The sequence below is a fragment of the Tissierella sp. genome, from assembly GCF_032104385.1.
In the GTDB taxonomy this organism is placed as follows: domain Bacteria; phylum Bacillota; class Clostridia; order Tissierellales; family Tissierellaceae; genus Tissierella.
In genome coordinates this window covers 1-16,750 of record NZ_DAMCHJ010000017.1, presented here as the reverse complement: position 1 = coordinate 16,750, position 16,750 = coordinate 1, and the positions used below count along the sequence as shown (strand labels likewise).

The 16,750-nt window shown below is 30.5% G+C and carries 19 protein-coding genes and 1 pseudogene; 2 read left to right on the top strand and 18 right to left on the bottom strand.

Annotated elements, in window-relative coordinates; all coding sequences use genetic code 11:
• Nucleotides 1-9: 9 nt before the first annotated feature.
• The 4 genes and pseudogenes from RT714_RS13715 to RT714_RS13700 form a co-directional block, all read right to left on the bottom strand.
• The gene (locus RT714_RS13715) at nucleotides 10-1,497 is read right to left on the bottom strand and encodes an ABC transporter ATP-binding protein (protein WP_313758380.1); all 1,488 of its coding nucleotides are present in this window, start codon (nucleotides 1,495-1,497) and stop codon (nucleotides 10-12) included.
• Nucleotides 1,494-2,258 carry an energy-coupling factor transporter transmembrane component T gene (locus RT714_RS13710; protein ID WP_313758379.1) on the bottom strand — a complete coding sequence of 255 codons (765 nt, stop codon included), beginning with the start codon at nucleotides 2,256-2,258 and terminating at the stop codon, nucleotides 1,494-1,496. Before RT714_RS13710 ends, RT714_RS13715 begins: the two co-directional genes overlap by 4 nt.
• A gap of 55 nt (nucleotides 2,259-2,313) precedes the next feature.
• Nucleotides 2,314-2,922, bottom strand: a complete 609-nt coding sequence (locus tag RT714_RS13705) for an MptD family putative ECF transporter S component (RefSeq protein WP_313758378.1) — start codon at nucleotides 2,920-2,922, stop codon at nucleotides 2,314-2,316.
• 15 nt (nucleotides 2,923-2,937) lie between these two features.
• Nucleotides 2,938-3,358, bottom strand: a pseudogene (locus RT714_RS13700) (ATP-binding cassette domain-containing protein); the annotation flags it as partial.
• A 534-nt stretch (nucleotides 3,359-3,892) separates the two neighbouring features.
• Here RT714_RS13700 and RT714_RS13695 point away from each other — a divergent pair.
• Nucleotides 3,893-4,879, top strand: coding sequence for an AraC family transcriptional regulator (locus RT714_RS13695; RefSeq protein ID WP_313758377.1), 987 nt, complete (start codon nucleotides 3,893-3,895; stop codon nucleotides 4,877-4,879).
• A 260-nt stretch (nucleotides 4,880-5,139) separates the two neighbouring features.
• Here the strand turns inward: RT714_RS13695 and RT714_RS13690 are convergent, their stop codons facing one another.
• The gene (locus RT714_RS13690) at nucleotides 5,140-5,523 is read right to left on the bottom strand and encodes a hypothetical protein (protein WP_313758375.1); all 384 of its coding nucleotides are present in this window, start codon (nucleotides 5,521-5,523) and stop codon (nucleotides 5,140-5,142) included.
• Between the two features lie 576 nt (nucleotides 5,524-6,099).
• Nucleotides 6,100-6,333: a hypothetical protein gene (locus RT714_RS13685; protein WP_313758374.1), complete on the bottom strand. Its 234-nt coding sequence runs from the start codon at nucleotides 6,331-6,333 to the stop codon at nucleotides 6,100-6,102.
• A gap of 384 nt (nucleotides 6,334-6,717) precedes the next feature.
• Between RT714_RS13685 and RT714_RS13680 the strand changes: the two genes are divergently transcribed.
• Complete coding sequence (locus RT714_RS13680; RefSeq protein WP_313758373.1) at nucleotides 6,718-7,386, top strand: class I SAM-dependent methyltransferase; 669 nt, start codon at nucleotides 6,718-6,720, stop codon at nucleotides 7,384-7,386.
• A gap of 47 nt (nucleotides 7,387-7,433) precedes the next feature.
• On the opposite strand, the gene RT714_RS13675 is transcribed toward RT714_RS13680, so the two are convergent.
• From RT714_RS13675 to RT714_RS13620, 12 genes are all read right to left on the bottom strand, one after another.
• Nucleotides 7,434-7,706, bottom strand: coding sequence for a hypothetical protein (locus RT714_RS13675; protein WP_313758371.1), 273 nt, complete (start codon nucleotides 7,704-7,706; stop codon nucleotides 7,434-7,436).
• A gap of 520 nt (nucleotides 7,707-8,226) precedes the next feature.
• Nucleotides 8,227-9,426, bottom strand: a complete 1,200-nt coding sequence (locus tag RT714_RS13670; protein ID WP_313758370.1) for a hypothetical protein — start codon at nucleotides 9,424-9,426, stop codon at nucleotides 8,227-8,229.
• A 602-nt stretch (nucleotides 9,427-10,028) separates the two neighbouring features.
• The gene (locus RT714_RS13665) at nucleotides 10,029-10,343 is read right to left on the bottom strand and encodes a hypothetical protein (protein WP_313758368.1); all 315 of its coding nucleotides are present in this window, start codon (nucleotides 10,341-10,343) and stop codon (nucleotides 10,029-10,031) included.
• 98 nt (nucleotides 10,344-10,441) lie between these two features.
• Nucleotides 10,442-10,882: a hypothetical protein gene (locus tag RT714_RS13660; protein WP_313758366.1), complete on the bottom strand. Its 441-nt coding sequence runs from the start codon at nucleotides 10,880-10,882 to the stop codon at nucleotides 10,442-10,444.
• Between the two features lie 803 nt (nucleotides 10,883-11,685).
• On the bottom strand, nucleotides 11,686-12,819 hold the full coding sequence (locus RT714_RS13655) for an endonuclease/exonuclease/phosphatase family protein (protein ID WP_313758365.1): 1,134 nt from the start codon (nucleotides 12,817-12,819) through the stop codon (nucleotides 11,686-11,688).
• 60 nt (nucleotides 12,820-12,879) lie between these two features.
• Nucleotides 12,880-13,020: a hypothetical protein gene (locus RT714_RS13650; RefSeq protein WP_313758363.1), complete on the bottom strand. Its 141-nt coding sequence runs from the start codon at nucleotides 13,018-13,020 to the stop codon at nucleotides 12,880-12,882.
• A complete protein-coding gene (locus RT714_RS13645; RefSeq protein WP_313758361.1) occupies nucleotides 12,989-13,303 on the bottom strand; it encodes a transposase in 315 nt (104 codons plus the stop codon). The genes RT714_RS13650 and RT714_RS13645 overlap by 32 nt, the downstream gene beginning before the upstream one ends.
• Before the next feature lie 3 nt (nucleotides 13,304-13,306).
• The gene (locus tag RT714_RS13640; protein ID WP_313758359.1) at nucleotides 13,307-13,666 is read right to left on the bottom strand and encodes a transposase; all 360 of its coding nucleotides are present in this window, start codon (nucleotides 13,664-13,666) and stop codon (nucleotides 13,307-13,309) included.
• Between the two features lie 27 nt (nucleotides 13,667-13,693).
• Nucleotides 13,694-13,822 carry a hypothetical protein gene (locus RT714_RS13635; RefSeq protein ID WP_313758357.1) on the bottom strand — a complete coding sequence of 43 codons (129 nt, stop codon included), beginning with the start codon at nucleotides 13,820-13,822 and terminating at the stop codon, nucleotides 13,694-13,696.
• A 307-nt stretch (nucleotides 13,823-14,129) separates the two neighbouring features.
• Complete coding sequence (locus tag RT714_RS13630) at nucleotides 14,130-14,588, bottom strand: hypothetical protein (RefSeq protein WP_313758356.1); 459 nt, start codon at nucleotides 14,586-14,588, stop codon at nucleotides 14,130-14,132.
• Between the two features lie 75 nt (nucleotides 14,589-14,663).
• Nucleotides 14,664-15,800 (bottom strand): C47 family peptidase, encoded by a 1,137-nt coding sequence (locus RT714_RS13625; RefSeq protein ID WP_313758354.1) that lies wholly within the window; start codon nucleotides 15,798-15,800, stop codon nucleotides 14,664-14,666.
• Between the two features lie 333 nt (nucleotides 15,801-16,133).
• The gene (locus tag RT714_RS13620; RefSeq protein WP_313758353.1) at nucleotides 16,134-16,565 is read right to left on the bottom strand and encodes a cell agglutination protein Mam3; all 432 of its coding nucleotides are present in this window, start codon (nucleotides 16,563-16,565) and stop codon (nucleotides 16,134-16,136) included.
• Nucleotides 16,566-16,750: the final 185 nt, after the last annotated feature.

Sequence of the window (16,750 nt, the reverse complement as noted above, 5' to 3'; positions counted from 1 at the left end):
CACTCCTTACTACGATGTTATAAGCAAAGATTTTAATTTTTCCATAGTCTGATTGGTTAGTAAAAAGTCTTCTGTCATGACACCATTTTCTAAATAAATAATTCTTCCACAGGTGTTCACCAAAAATTCAATGTCATGAGAAATGACAAAAATTAGTTTTCCCCCTTGATTCAGAGCTTCAAAAATCCTACTGACGTTTCTCATATTTCCCCCATCAAGACCACTGGTTGGCTCATCAAAAAATAATACATTTGCACTATTAACTGCTGCTGATGCAATTGTAACTCTCTGCTTTTGTCCACCAGACAATGCCATAGGATGTTTATCTCGATAATTAGAAAGTCCCAACATATCAAGAACTTTAGATATCTTTTCATCTAAATTGTTAACTTTATTATTGCCAAGGCACAATTCATCTTCTACACTTTCTGTAAATAGTTGATAATCTGTATCTTGCATTACAAAATACGTTTCTCGAGCACGTTTTTCATTAGACAGTTTATGTCCATTAATCTTGACAGTACCTTTTTGTCTAGGCAAAATGCCACAAAGGCATTTTACAAGTGTCGTTTTTCCAACGCCATTTGCTCCTACAATTCCAATAATTCCTTGACGATCCTTTGAAGAAACTGAAAAGCTAACTTGCCGCAATAATATTCGTCCAGAAAATTTTACAGAAATATCTTTGGCTTCAAAGGAAGGTAGAATAATATTAGAAGTTTGTAGCTGTGACTTAGGCGGTGTTAGTGCGTTCAAGTCAAAAACCCTTAACCCCTTTTCTACTAATTGGGATGATGATAATTTCATTGCCTGTAGCCATGTCCATTCTTTATGCAACTCTCCATCCTCCATATAGATAACTCGATCTATTAATTCCATTAGGTAATAAAGCCTATGTTCAGAAATAATAATAGTGTTTCCTCTTTGTTTAAGGTCTTTTAATAGCTCCCCTAATATTTTAGTAGAATGCATATCTAAATTAGCAGAAGGTTCATCTAAAATGAAAATTCTAGGCTTCATCGCATATACGGAAGCCAGAGCAATTTTTTGTTTTTCACCACTGGATAATCTAAAGATACTTATATCACTAAGTTCTTCTATCTGAAAGGAATGAAAAGAATCATGTACTCTCTTATTGATTTCGCTAGAAGATAAATGCATATTTTCACATCCAAAAGCTATTTCTGAAATTGTATTTGTAGTGAAAAATTGTGACCGTGGGTCTTGAAAAACTGAACCAACCATTTCTGCTAATTCATAAGTAGGCATATCTTTAATTTCTTTCCCATTTACTAATGCTGTCCCACTTAACTCTCCTGGATAAAAATGTGGGATTAGTCCATTCATCAAGCGAGTAAGAGTGGTTTTACCACAACCACTCTGTCCAGTTAATAGAATAAATTCTCCTTTTTTAACTTCTAAATTAATATGTTTTAATATCATGTCTTTCATTCCCTGATAGGTAAAAGAAACATTTTTAAGTTCTATGACATTCATCTAATCACCCCCCTTTCAAAACAGTACAAAAATACTGCAAATAATATAACCACAAATAAATATATAAAATCCTGTAATCTTAATTTAATCTCAAACATAGAGCCCCTTTGTCCAGGGCGTTCAATTCCTCTAACCACTGCTGCTGCAGCTAGCTCTTCTGCTACTCTTACAAAACGCATCATCAGTGGAACCATAACAAATTCCATCATCATAATTGGAGATTTCAATACATTCCATAAGTTCAATGGGATATTGCGTGTCTTCATTGATTCTTTAATTGTACTCATTTCCTGACCTATAGTAGGCATGAATCTCAAGGTAACAGCTAAAGTAATGGTAATTGATCTTGGTAATTTAATTTTTTCCAAAGCATTTACAAATTCACTTACACTGATGCTTTTAGTCATCATATAATAAATACCTAACACTGGAGAAAACTTAAAAAATATATAAACTGTAACTCCTATAATCATAGCTGCACCACCAATAAAATTTAACAGCTGCATTAAAGCATACAATCCTATTGTGTAAAGCATTAATTTTAATGCGCAATTATAGAGTCCAAAATAAATCAAAATCATAGCCATAAAAGCTGCGTTCAATAACCCTCCTTCATTGGAACGAACAATGAACAATAGCACACCTACTATCAAAGTATGGATCATCTTAACACGTGGGTCTATATGGGTTATAGGATTTGTATTCGTCTTAATAACAGATAGATTCAAATAAGTTTCCCTTCCTTTCAATAAAACTGCCATAATATAAATTTTGTAGCCGAACCATTTTTACAGCAGGTTCCGAAATTATTTTTGTCTAAAACATACCAGCCTTTTCAAAGTGTTTTTTCAATATTCGTTCACCAATGACAGTTCCTAAAAATGCAGCAATTAAACAGGATATTATTGATACTACACCAAGCCAACTTTTAGCAACATCTATTAGAGAATTAAGATAGGTCATGTCTGCACCAGCTACACCTCCAGTTGCTTGTTTTATATACCAATCTGTAAAAACATAAATTGGTGCAATATCCCCTGCATAGAAACCAAACATCAGCACAATATAAGCAATGACTATACGCTTATGGTCCTTGTATTTGCCGGATTTTGCAATAATTTCCGCAATAAAGCCAAATACTACACTGGTTATTAACAAGGTCTGTGCCCCCATTAACCCTAACAATATTCCTATTATCACAGATGGAATAAAAAATGCTCCAAATTTTTGTACTTTAACTATAATCACCATAAAAAGAGGACCACAAGTCAATGCAAAAATTGTTGGATAAAATATATAAACAGCAGGTGTTACGCCAGTTATAAACATTAAAATCATCGCAAGTGCAAACATGATTGCACTAAAAATCCCCATCAAAGAAAAATCTTTGATTCCAAGTTTTTTATTTTCTTCTTGATTGTTCATTATACTCATCTCCTTTTAATATTTAAATTCCTCTGCCAATTTTCCACTTCTTACTAAGCTTGCATATATCTTTGAACTTTCAATCAAATCCTGGTGATTACCAAAAGCATCTACCTTTCCCTAATTAATTACAACAATCTTATCAACATTTCCTACGGCTTTTAGACGATGAGATATTATGATAACAGTCTTATTTATTGTCAGTTTCTTTAAACTGTCTTGAATGTATTTCTCGTTCTCTACATCAAGAGATGCCAGCTATCTCATCTAAGGTAATAATCGAAGCATCCTTTAAAAAGGCTCTCGCTATAGAAATTCTCTGTCTTTGTTCTCCTGAAAGAGTAGCTCCATTTTCTCCAATAGGTGTATCATAACCTTGTGGAAGTTTACAAATAAACTCTTCACAATTTGCAAGACGGGCAACTTCTTTTATCTTCATTGCTGCTAAAATATATCCAAGTATATAAAGAGCATTTACTTCTCCACTACCATATAACCCCGTTCCTACAACAATTACAACTCCAAGTGCAATTCGCAATATAAGTCCTGAAATTGCCGTAGGTATAAACGTCATAATTTCCGCTTTCATTGGTTTCAAGTCTAAATCCAGGTACATAAGTTAAATGAACAGAAGCGAAATATAATAATGCACCGACAGTCACAACAGTAGAGACCATAGTAAAAATTATAGCGATATACGCTGAGGATTTCTCTTTCGACACATAGAAAAGAAATTTTTTACAAACCTTTAATATAACATTTCTCCTTTCTGAATTATCTCAATTAGACAAACAGATATTGATTTTTGTTCAATCTTAATATCTAATTCAATTGAACTTCCAAAGTAATCCTAGCATAAAGGCTACATTAACAATTTTTATTGTATCATTTTGTTAAACGTGGTACAATAAAAACAAGAGATAATGTCCATTTGTGATATTGTCTAACCGTGATAATTTGAGGTGATTGTTTGAATAATTTAAAAGATATGTTAAAAGAAATCGGCTATACGAACTGTTTAAACTGTACAAAATACTCCCCAGCAGGCAACGCTTTTTACATTGATAATGAAGACTATAAAGGAATGTACTGGTATTATGAAACAGATTCTTTCATCATTGATATTCATGACTTTTTTATTAAAAGAGAAATGATAGTGGATACATTTCCTGATATGAGACCTTATATGAGTTTTATTTCCACTTATATCATTACAGCTAGCGGTGAATGGTTTAATCCTTATCAAAATATAGTTTCAAATACAATGTTTGTAACCAATATAGATAGAGCAAATATGAGATTACTTTTACATGGAAATTATCCTTATTTTAGCGTTGGAATTAATTTTAAAGAAAAGATCATTGAAGAATGTGTTATAGATAACTTAAAAATTAATAAAACAAAAGTATCAGATCTTTTCCTAGAAACAAGGGAGTTTATAACAAAACCTATTGAAAAATTGGCAAAAACCATCTTAAACTGCTCGATGGATTTACCTTCAGCAGATCTTTTCTTTGAAGCAAAGGCGAAAGAATGGTTGAGTATCACCATAGATGAGTATACAAAGAAATCTAGAGAACATCCCCTTTCAGAGTCTGATAAAAACGCAATTGAAAATGTTTCAGAGTATATTAACGATCATTATGCTTTTGATATACCACAAGAGCTTCTTGAAAAAATAGCTATGATGAGTGGTACCAAACTAAAATCTGCTTTTAAACAGAAATATCAAATGAGCATCACTGAATATACTCAAAGAAAGCGTATGAACATAGCAGAGAATCTTTTGTTAACTACTGAACTTGAAATTAAAGATATAGCAAAATCCGTTGGTTATAATTCCCATAGTAGATTTACAGCACTGTTTAAAAGATACAAGGGTATATATCCAAAGGAGGTCAAACAATTCGGTTCTAAAAATCCTTTTCCAATTTGTTGTTGTGAAAATAAAAAATAGAAATCTGAATTAATAAAAAGCAAAAAACAAAGATACGTATTTGTTTCATAAACCATAAATACGAATCTTTATTTTTTTATTTAACTCTCAATGAATTTTCAACTGGAAAATAGTATAAAATTTAAAATACTATAGAAAGAGTAAAAAACTTTGTGTTTACCTCCAAATATTTTTTAAATAGCAGCATACTTGTCCTATGATGCTGAGTTATGCTAATGTACCTTCTATAAATGATGTCGCTTAACTATATATCGAAAATATTATATATTACTATGTTTTTTTAAGTAACTACCTAAATAATATGATGAAAACATTAATAAAAATCCTATTAAGCTTACTAACCAAAACCGAATTGTCATAAAGGGTGGATAAAAAACTATGGCAATATTAACCAGTGGCAAGTAATAAAATTGAGTAGCAATGCCAAATATACTAGACCAATAGTGTTTTAATATAATTTCCTGATACATAGCGAATAAAAGCATTAAAAAAGCAGGGAAATTTGCAGTTATAGTAGATTTTAATGGTGTCTTTTCAAATTCACAAGTTATGAATCCCATCAATATCCACAAAGCAAGAAATATAATACCCATTAACCTATATGGTAAATTAAAGTTTTGGTTTTGCATCATTATATCATTCATTAAAAAACCTAATACTAATGGAATTAGACCTAAGAAAAATAAAATAAATCTTTTAATAGTAACACCCCCTATTTATTCTAATATAATTATATTTATTGCCATCTGAATCTTTTAAGTTTTTATAAATAAAGATATACCCCGAGAACATTTTCCCAAACAGAGTGTCTAGATCCTATAAAGGTATTCAAGAATAAAAACAAAAAACTTCCAATATTATTATAATTTTATCACTATATCTCATTGGAAGTTTTTTTATATAATTCTTTTATTAATTATTTTATTCATAAAGTTGAGTGCAAAAAATATTTAAATCATGGGCTTGTTGGATAAACATCTTATTATTTAATAGTATTATCTTTAGTTTATTGGATAGAGATTCAAATTCAGAGTTATTGTTTTTTCTTGACAAGAAATTAATATCCATTATACCAAATTTCTCCTGATATATCTTGTCTATGTTATTTTGATTTATCAACAGTTTATCTTTAGGGTAATAGCAGGTTTTAAATGAACTTTTATTTCCATTAGGAGACAATTCTAAATAGTTAGGCACGGGATTGATTGAATTAACGGTAATCATCTTACATCAAAGCTTACTCTATATTGACTTTCAGAGTAGCCTGAATACCTTTTTATTTTGATATAATATGTTCCAGCACTTAAAGAATTAGGGTAGGAAAAACTAACCGAATTTAAACTATTATTTGGTTCACTTTCTTCAAGGATGGAATATGAAAAAACATTCTGAGCATCACTAATAATAGGTATTAATGCAATTAACAACAACAATACAACATATTTTCTTTTCATAACAAAACCACCTTTCCTTTTTTATATACCTTTCACTAACTGTTAAATATTACCTCCAATATTATTTTAACACGTTGATATATATATCAATCAATTGTAATCCCCTAAAATCCGTTAAAACTAAATAAAATTGAATAATATATTCTGCACAAAGGATTACTACACCATGTTCAAATAATCGTTGTTATATTTCTAACCTTAAAAAAGTCTATTCCTTTGTTTATAGTCAGCTAATTGAAGCCTTCATTTTAATATGATAAAATATATTAAATAACTATATAACAAATTTTTTTGAAGCCTTAGCAGTGAATTTCTAAGCCCGAGGAACCAATTTACATTTAACAAAGTAATAAAAATAAAAAAATATGAGAAAGGATAAAAAATATGAAAAATTACTATGATGAAAAGTTGAATGCTCAAAAATTGTTCCAAGTATATGAGACCAAAATTCCACGTGTCAGGCAGTATTTACAAGGGGAGATAGATTTTATCAAGAAAAATTTATCAAAGACCCAAAGCGTTTTGGAGCTTGGGACTGGATATGGTCGGATTGTTAGGGAATTAGCTCCCCACTGCGGTTCTATAGTGGGGATAGATATATCAGAGGAAAACATTGAATTGGGTAAAGAGTATCTCAAAGACTATACCAATGCTAGCATGATCACTATGGATGTTCACAAAATGGAATTTTCTAAGCCTTTTGACGTCATTTTGTGTCTGCAAAACGGTTTATCTGCCATGGGTGCTGATTCCACTGTTATTCATAAAATTCTTGAAACATTAGCACCAGGAAGAAGAGCCTATTTCAGCAGTTATAGCCCTAAATTTTGGGATTTTCGCCTTAAATGGTTTGAGGAGCAGGCATCAAAAGGACTTTTAGGAGAAATTGATTATGCCAAAACTCAAAACGGTGTAATTATCTGCAAAGATGGCTTCAAGGCAATAACCCATTCATTGGAGGACTTTCAGAAAATTGGTGAAGAATCGGGATACCCCTATCAGGTGCAAGAGGTGGATGAATCTAGCCTATTTCTTATCATCCACAAGAACTAACCAGATTGTAAAGTAAGTAATAAAATGTCTGAGCATCTACAATCCTTTCACATTAGCAATAGAACACTTATAATCATAGATATACAAAATGTTTTTTTGCTTGAAGATGTTCCTATTTGCTTCGCTGATTGGTTGACGACTGTGACTGGAGCAGGTTCCTTTTGGAGGTGAAGTTGTTTCGTAAGCATTTTCATTTTGCTAATTCCTAAAAAATCTATCACTGCTGCTCCATCTTCATCAACCATTTTTGCTATTTTTGAAAAATCTTGATTAGCTTTTGGTATTAAAGCTAGATTATTTATATTTATATTGATATTCATAACATCTCCTCTCTATCTATTTATAGCAGATCCCCTTTTTAGGATAAATTCAACCCAATTTAATTAATTTTGAAAAATTTAAAGTTATAAATAATACTATATGACTTTTTGTAATTAAAGCTGAGCTAATAATTGCTTTAACCCCTATACAATCAATTAAATCTATACCAGCTATCTCACTGACTTTAATGTATTCTTTTCCCGTCCATATAGTTTTTGTTGTTCGATATACAGCATAACTCTCAGTACTAATCTTTCTAAGATTAGTTTAAAATGACCTTAAATTAAATATGTGACCTAATTCTTAAGTTGTATTATTTGCTTTTATCAAAACTTTACTTACATTATTTCTTATATCTTCAGAGTAAATATGTTCATTATTATAATATAAGGAATTAATAAATTTAAATCCAGGTATCATTTTATCTTTTACTATAATTGGTTTAGACTTAATGCCCTTATCATTTATTGTTATGTTAAAAACATTTATACCCTGAAGTTGAGGTGATAAATTCTGTAGTTATGACCGTAAAGTCCAGGAGCTAGCTGAAAAGAATCCCTGTATCATTCCACACCCTTCCTCATCGTTCAGTATCTGGCCCTTTCCCCTATTAATAACTATAATCTTAAGCTTTCCATCTGATGAATCATTAGCAAACCATATATCTCCGTTCCCTATTACAAATCCAACCGAATTCCCCCATATATTCTTCGTATATGCATCTTTAATTTGAAACTTAAATTTATCATTAAATATAAGATTGTATTTTTCAAGAAATGTTTCTTCATCTTCGATATATATTTTTTGTTCATCTAGATTAACACTAAGTGGATATTGAATAATTTCTGCCAGATCCTGACTTTCATCATTTTGGATTAATTGAATAACTTTTTTTGCAAAATCTTCTATTTCTTCCTTGCTATGTCCGCTATAAATTTTCACTGGTTTCATTTCTTCATCCTGCCACGTTAAATACACAGAGAATTCTGTTTCAACATTCTTCTGAGAAAATTCATGCCAAACTACATCTTTTTTTTCATCTTGTTCTTTAATGAAAGAATCATACGATTCTTTTGTAACGGATTTATTATTAATTAAGTATGCTATAGTTATGTCATCATTCTTTTGGATTGATTTCATATATCCCAATATATCAGTTTCATAGGCATTTGATTGGAATTTCAATTTTCCATATCCATTATCTGCTGCACCATTTGAATACTGAAATGTCCCGTCTGTTTTAAGCCCTTCTAAACCTCTGTATACAATATTGTATACATAAACTATATCATCCATATAATGCAAGACTTCATAAAACTCTGGATTATTATCTACTGCTAATTCAAGAATAACTTCAGGCACCTCATCACCATCCATATCAAGTATTGTAAAGTGTGTCAACTTGAAGATGGTTCCATTAATCTCTTTGTTAATTAAATAATCATTTAAAGATAATTCTTTTTTGTTATCAATGCTGAAAAATTCAGCATTATTTAGCAATACTGCTTTATATGCTTCTAATACCGAATTATTATTAGATGGCATCGTGGTCTTTGTATTTTCACTTTCACTGTCTGAAGAAGTACTGGTATCAGTAATTTTGCTATCACTTACACTACTGCCATTATTTGGATTTAAATTGTTTTTACTGCTCGAACACGCAGTAATTGAAGTACTTAACAGAAACACAAGAAGTATGTATATAATTCGCGATTTCATTTAATTTCTCCTTTCAATCTCCTCGTTACTCATGGTGGATAATCTTTCAGTCTTGATAATTTTAGTGGCATCTATCGATTAGTACTGAATGTCATCTATAAATACCTTTAACAAACAGGACCCAAAAATGCACGCCCCCTATTCCATCGATTCTCTGCCCCAAATCCACAGTATATTATGATTAGACCGTCTTGTTTTCCATCTTTACCATAATACGCCATCATAATTATACTATTAAAATGCCTTGAGTGTTTATCACACAAATTGGATAACTATATCTGCTAAATAAACAAAATGATAATATACATTATAAATTCAATCTAAATTCAATCAAATTATATTTTACAATAAAAATAAATCTTATGTCATAAAGATTTACTTTTACTCTGTGCAATTTAATTAATATATTGTTAATTAAATTTACTTTTATCTTAGCTCCAATAATCAAAATAATAACCCCCCCACCCATGAAGTGCACCCCAAAAGTTAGACAATAATTTAAACTTTTGGGTGCATTTCATTCATTAGCCATTTTTACTTGGGCATATCTTTTAAAGTCAATGTATTCCTCCAAATTATCATCATATTCAAAATGCCCTGATTCACAAATCATATAGTAGAACTTCATCAGCTGTTTTGGGATTTACATAATCCATAAGCTCCCTAAAATATTGTATGTCTTTTCCTATTTCTTTAAATTTGCGTGCTAAACTATTTAAATTATCTATTCTAGCTAATAGTGCTGCATTAGCAGGAATAGTATTTATTATTCTATTAGAAAAATTATGGCTATCAACTATAATTTCACAATCCTGCAGATAAGGTGCTCCTAATCTCATAAATGCTTTTTTAATTTCAATATCAGAACAAGTATATGATGGGAAAAAACCTCCCATCATATACTTGTTCTGGTTCATTTTCATCATTAAGTTTTTGTGAATACTATCTTGATTATTTCTTATTTATCGGATGAACATAATATAAAGAATGTGTCTTAATCGCGTGTATCATTCAATTACTTATTGACGATAAGACAAGTAGGTTTATATGATTTACCTAGAAATTCTAAGTCTTGTATACTTAATTCAGAAATACTAATAGAGTCTATACCTGGTGGTTTACGGTAATCTAACCATACATCATCATCCACCCACTTATTGTTAGATAGCCATATATGATCATCTAACTCTATATTTTCACCTAACCATATACTCCATATTTCAATTTCATCTAACTTCTTTAATTCTATTTTCAAATAATCAATAATCGATTTTGCTCTTGGTTCTGTATATTCCCATTTTAGCTGTGAAAAATATGTTTTATTTGAATACTCCTTTGCATATTCAGAAGAATAATACATATCCTTCGTGATTTCAATTTCATTTAAATTACCTTCATACAAATCCTTAACTTCTTTCAATGGTTTATCGCTTGCTAAAAATTGAAATATACTCAATTTTGCACCTCCAGTATTTAATTATAATTTAGCTGCATAATTTTATACTTATCTTCACTAATAGTATATAAATCATCTATACATTTATCAACCTAATATTCCCATTTTCACCCTATTATCCTGCACTAAAATCAATAGGGGTGAAGGTATGCCAAAATTCCTGCCTATTTATTTGTTATTAGCTTTACAGGGTCTAAAGGGTCAACAGGGACATTAGTCTGAGGACTTAGGAGGTACTAATTTTATCGACCCTTTCGTCCCTATTTTGAGATAATTCCTCTGCTAATTCTGTAGATGTGAACTTATGATAATTTTTATCCTTCATAAAATCAAAAAGAAAAATAACAATATCATCTAGCAGTAAATCTTTATTTACAAAACTATCAGATATTAACTGCCAAATATTATCTTATCCCTTTTTAATTTTATTTCTCGATAATATATAAAGAGTTTTTTAAATTTATAAAATGAGCTAGAGGAATATCAAATAGAGCGGGCTAGAAGGACAAGCTCATATGCAAAATCATTATATTCTAGATCTGCCCAGAATCTTCCGTAACCATTAAAAATATATCTGTTCACAACATTTACAAATTTGATAAATTCATCTCTCGTTTTCTCATTGATTATAACGGGATCTGGAAAAATAAGACACCTCACATACTTATCTGCCTCAAAAGATACTGAATATTCATTCTAGTATTTTCATCGCTTTTCCCTTCATATTGTTCCCCTTTCTTGTTTTATTCTAGTCTAAAATATTTTATTTATTTTCCTAAGCCACCATTTCCTCTAAAAAATTTTTAAACACTGTAAATTATCTCTGTAATAATCATTTTGTGATCGCTGGTCGTCTCAATAATTTGTGATTTACTATTTTTCTGTAATGATTCTGTGACTAATGCATAGTCATATTTATATTCTTTCCAAGTAGGGCTATCATCTGAAACATCATAAAAACCATTATCGTAAAGGGATTTAAACATCGCTTGAAATCTTGTGTTCTTTTTATATAATCCATTTTCATTTTTTCTTATATCCACATTAAAGTCTCCGCCTATAAAAGCATTTCTCATTTTATATTCCTCACTAAATCTATAGGCTTCAAACAAGCACTCTCCTTTATACTCAACTCTATCTTGATAATATTCAATATCTTTACTTAACCATCTGTTTTTTTGAGTATTATAAGAAGTCTGTGGCACATGGATTAAAAATATCTCTAGTTCAAAATTATTTATAATTATTTTTCCTTCAATATATCTAAGATACAGAGAAATACCTTCCCTTTTTCTTGCTTCAAATTTGACGCCTTTTTTTACAGCTAATAGACATAACATAAATTCTGAATGTTTATCTTCATATCCTTTAGGGTAATAAAATTTATATTTGTCTTTTAATTTCTCGATTTCTGAATGTAAAGATTGCTTATATTCTTGGAAAAAGATAACTTCTGGCTCTTTTTTATTGATTATTTCTATTATGGGTAAGATATTCTGATTTTCAAAATTAATGTTTTGTTGTATAAGTTTCATACTCTTATTCTCATCCCATTTCATAACTTTACTTATGCTTCCTTCTAATTTAAGAATAGCTGCTTTTATAATTAGTTTAATTACAAAAGGTCTATAAATTCTCTGTGTTTTGAATACTTCCCGAAATCCTACCCTTAGTTTTTCTAACTCTTCTATAGACTCTTTTTCTAACATCAAAGCTGTCTGCATTCCATTACTACTTATTTTTAATTCTTTAGTTCTGTAATCTCTCGCCTTTTCCCAATTTAGTTTTTCTAATGGAATCTCATCTAATGCCCTTTGAAGCAAATATCCCTTGTTAATAGGCCCTTGACTAACAGCAGAATCATCAAGTATTTTTTTCGCATATAAGTCAAACAAAGCTAATGCTTCTCCAGATAATTTTAATTGCAATCTAATCATTCTTTTTCCTCCTCAAAGTATAGTAAGACTTAATCTTAGGAAGACTGTATCCCACCATATTCAGGAAGTCAAGCAATTAACAATTAGTAACTTTATTTCTGAAACAACTTTTTCCATACCCATATGTTTAAATCTTAAATATTGCATTCCTGCTGCCTGAATCGAACGATTAAGTCTTTCTGTAATTCCCTCTTCTGTCATTATATTTTTTTCTTAATTCTTCAAATCCTTCAGAAACATATATACGTTTTAATCCAGTTTTATTTTTCATATCTATGCAATCACTAGAATATGTACAATTTAGACAGTCATTGCATAGATAAATCTTAGACTTACTTTTAAATCCATATTTATTTTTTCTATATATTATCTTTTCAAATTTAAGCTTTTTATTATTATGACAAAGATAGTAATCTTCTGTTTTACAGTAAGTCATATTCTCTTTTCTTGATATGTCATTTCTATATTTTCTTGCCTTTTTCACTTTCTAATTTAAGGGTTTTATTTTATTTTCTCTTAGATAAAGATAATTTTCTTCACTTTCATATTCTGAGTCTGCTACAATTTTCCTTATTCTTGTATCATGCTTTTTTAGAAGATTGTCCATAAAATAGATTAAGATTCTTACATCAGCAGGATTATTAAATCCTTCTATACCTATAATATATCTGCCATTTGTTGAACATTGAATATTGTAAGCAGGTTTTAACTGACCATTTTTCATATGATCATCTTTTAATCTCATAAAAATCGCATCGTGATCTGTTTTAGAATAGCTATTTCTTTCTCCAAGTATATTCAAATGTTTTTCATATATATTTAGCTTATCAAGCCATCTTTCCAACATTTCATATTTCTTTTGTTCTTCTAATTTTCACTTCCCTTTACCATAAGCAAACACTATATTTTTTGATTTACAAATATTTCTTATATTATTAAATTCAAGTAAAACAAGCTTTCTATCTTTTTTAGAGTAGGCACTATCTAAAAACTTTAAGTTCATCTCCTCAATAATATTGAGCACCAGGAAAACCTCATCATCCATATCAAAATTATTAGTCAAATCAAAACTAAAAGTGAGTTGCATTTTTTTGATTTTTGCTCTATGATTAACTTCAGTATGGGTTTTCATCGCAAATAAAACATACTAAAAAAGAGTTGAAAAATCAATAGATTTCTCAACTCTTTTTCTTTTATTTAGAAACTATATTTTGAAACAGCCCCTTTGATAAAGTCGTCTCCAAACCATTTGAGGTTTCTCTCTAGCTTTTCTGCAGACTATTATAAAATTTGTAAAGTTTACAATATAATTAATCAATTGGTCTTTTCATTCTATTGCCTTTTTCATCTACAACTTCAATTTGGGCAGTGGAATCTTGATAGAGTTCATACGGTCGTTTCACCTTATCATCATATTCAACATAATGATAACTGTCGTTAAACCAAATGATATGTGAATTATCCCCATTAAAAGTAAACTTGGAAATCACTTCTCCCTTTGAATAAAAATAGTAATGACTTGGCATTGCTACTCCAACATCAGCATCTTTAACTCTTTTTCCTATTTTTGCACTATTGAAGGTTTCAACAAATTGTTCGATTTCTTCACTATTCATTATAGTTTTACTATCAGCACCGTACTTTGGATTACCCATTGAAGTAACTACTACGACTTTATCGATTTCAGAAGAGATTAAATGAGTTTCTATAAGTGCTTTATCTTTCTTGGAACATCCAGTCATCACAATAATTAGTAATAAAAGCAACAACATAACAATGGAATGATTTTTCATGCATATTTCTCCTCTCTTTAGGGATGCAGACATTTTTATAGAACTGTTTACCTATTTTCTGAATTTATAAATTGTACAATCCCATACAAAGGAAGAACTTGAATTTACGATGTAAGTTTTTGTGGATTGGGACATCGTCTCTGTGTACTTATACCAAGGATTCCAAACCGTATAAGTAGATTTTGTATTATCGTATCCACAAATCACAAGGGCATGCCTTGCTTTTGCATAATCACCTTTACCTGCACATCCTGCATAAATTGGTGTAGAGTTTGTATAAATTTCTGAAACTACAGTTGTATTTGTAAGAGTCGAAGAACTTTCAGTTGTGTTCTTATAACCTTTATTCTTTGCATAAGTTACAATCTGTGAGCGTGAAATACTTTCTTTATCCAAATCCTTGCTATTAGGAAATGTAGCTTTCATCATAGCTTCTGCCGTAACACTGCTTCCAGCACCCTTATATCGTAATATAGAGGCAGCTGCATATGCTGCACACCAAGGTTTCGAACCTTGTTGTTCTTTCATGTCTAGAGTTAAGTTATGTGAAGCTGATGCTTGTACCGTAGGAGTAATGACAAATTCGATTGGTTTTGAAACATTTACAATTCTATTAATTTGAAAAGTTTTACTCATCATAATACCAAGAGGTTCCCTGTTAAGATGATCTTCTTCAAGAATCTCTACGTAACCATTTTGGAGAGCTATTACATTGCCGTTATCAATATAAATGGACAATGGGTTCTCTTCGCTTGTTCGATATTTAAAACTATCTATTTCCTCTGCCAAATAAGGCGAGAGTATGCCCACGTATTCTCTATTTTCGCTCAAATATACTCTAAATGTATAAATTACTCTATTATCACAAAAAATAGGGAAATAGTATATGTCATCATCAGTATCTTTCTCTTTTGCCATCGTAAAAGGATTTCCCATATATACTTTACTTATATCCAAGGTGTCAATATCTAAGCGAGCAACTAAGTAACCAAAGACATTGTTAACCGCATAGTTAATTACTTCTTCAGGTACAATATCGGTTGATAAATATAGATTGTTTTCAGACCCCACTTGATTGATGCTTGTTAGTTTAACTTCATCAGATTGACTTTCAGCTGCTAAAGCAGTCATACCCATGCTCATAATCATAACTGTCACTAATATTAAAGATGCTAATCTTTTCAACATAATATTTTCCTCTCTTTCTATAAAATCACTTCATGTTTTCGCGTGCTACTTATTGGGAATATACCTCCCCACGGGAATCACCCCTTTCTATTTTACTACTCTAGCTTTTATATTTCACGGCTCTTATAAAAAGCCTTTGCCGTTTCATCATTTATCATTACTACTATCGATATCTATCACTTAGTGCCCCCATATAGCTTTTTGATAAAAGAATATTGTTAATTTCATTAATTTATCTTATTACTTATATAACACGCAGAAATGAAATCACCTCCCGATACCTACTACTTTAGCTCTTTATATCCTTCATAATTCTAATGGGTCAGTCATGATTTAAATTTCACAAGACCCCGAAGTAGCTTCTGCCTTTTCCCCATCCACACTCACTACAACTCGAGTACGGTATTTAACGCCTGACATTCCTGTATAGCTCTTAGATAAAAATACATAGCTAGTCCCTTTGAAGCTCCACGAAGTTACACTAATCCATCTTCCTAAATCATATCTTTCTAAATACATTGTTCCACTAATTGAACCAGAAGAGCTTTTAGCTTTTATATATACCTCAGGATAAAGGGTAGTACCTTCTGCTGAAATACTTGGTGAAATACCACTAATATTATCCCACATTGGAGTAATTACCTGATAGTCTGTATTTTCTAACGTTTGTTCTCGTAGTTCCATAGCGTAGGTAGCATTTGTTGCACCACCTCCAACTAACAATGCAATGGCCAATGTTGTTACCCCAATTCTTTTAAGTTTCATAAAAAATCCTCCTTAGCTATTATTTTAGGTTCTTACCTATATAACGCACAAGGAGGAAAAAGGGGACATATTTTTTAAATTATTTTGAAATACTTTCAAAACAGCAGAGAAGCTTAGGATACATACCAATATAAAAATAGCTACTCTTTTAGCCATTAACATAAATATGTTATTAGGATTTTGTT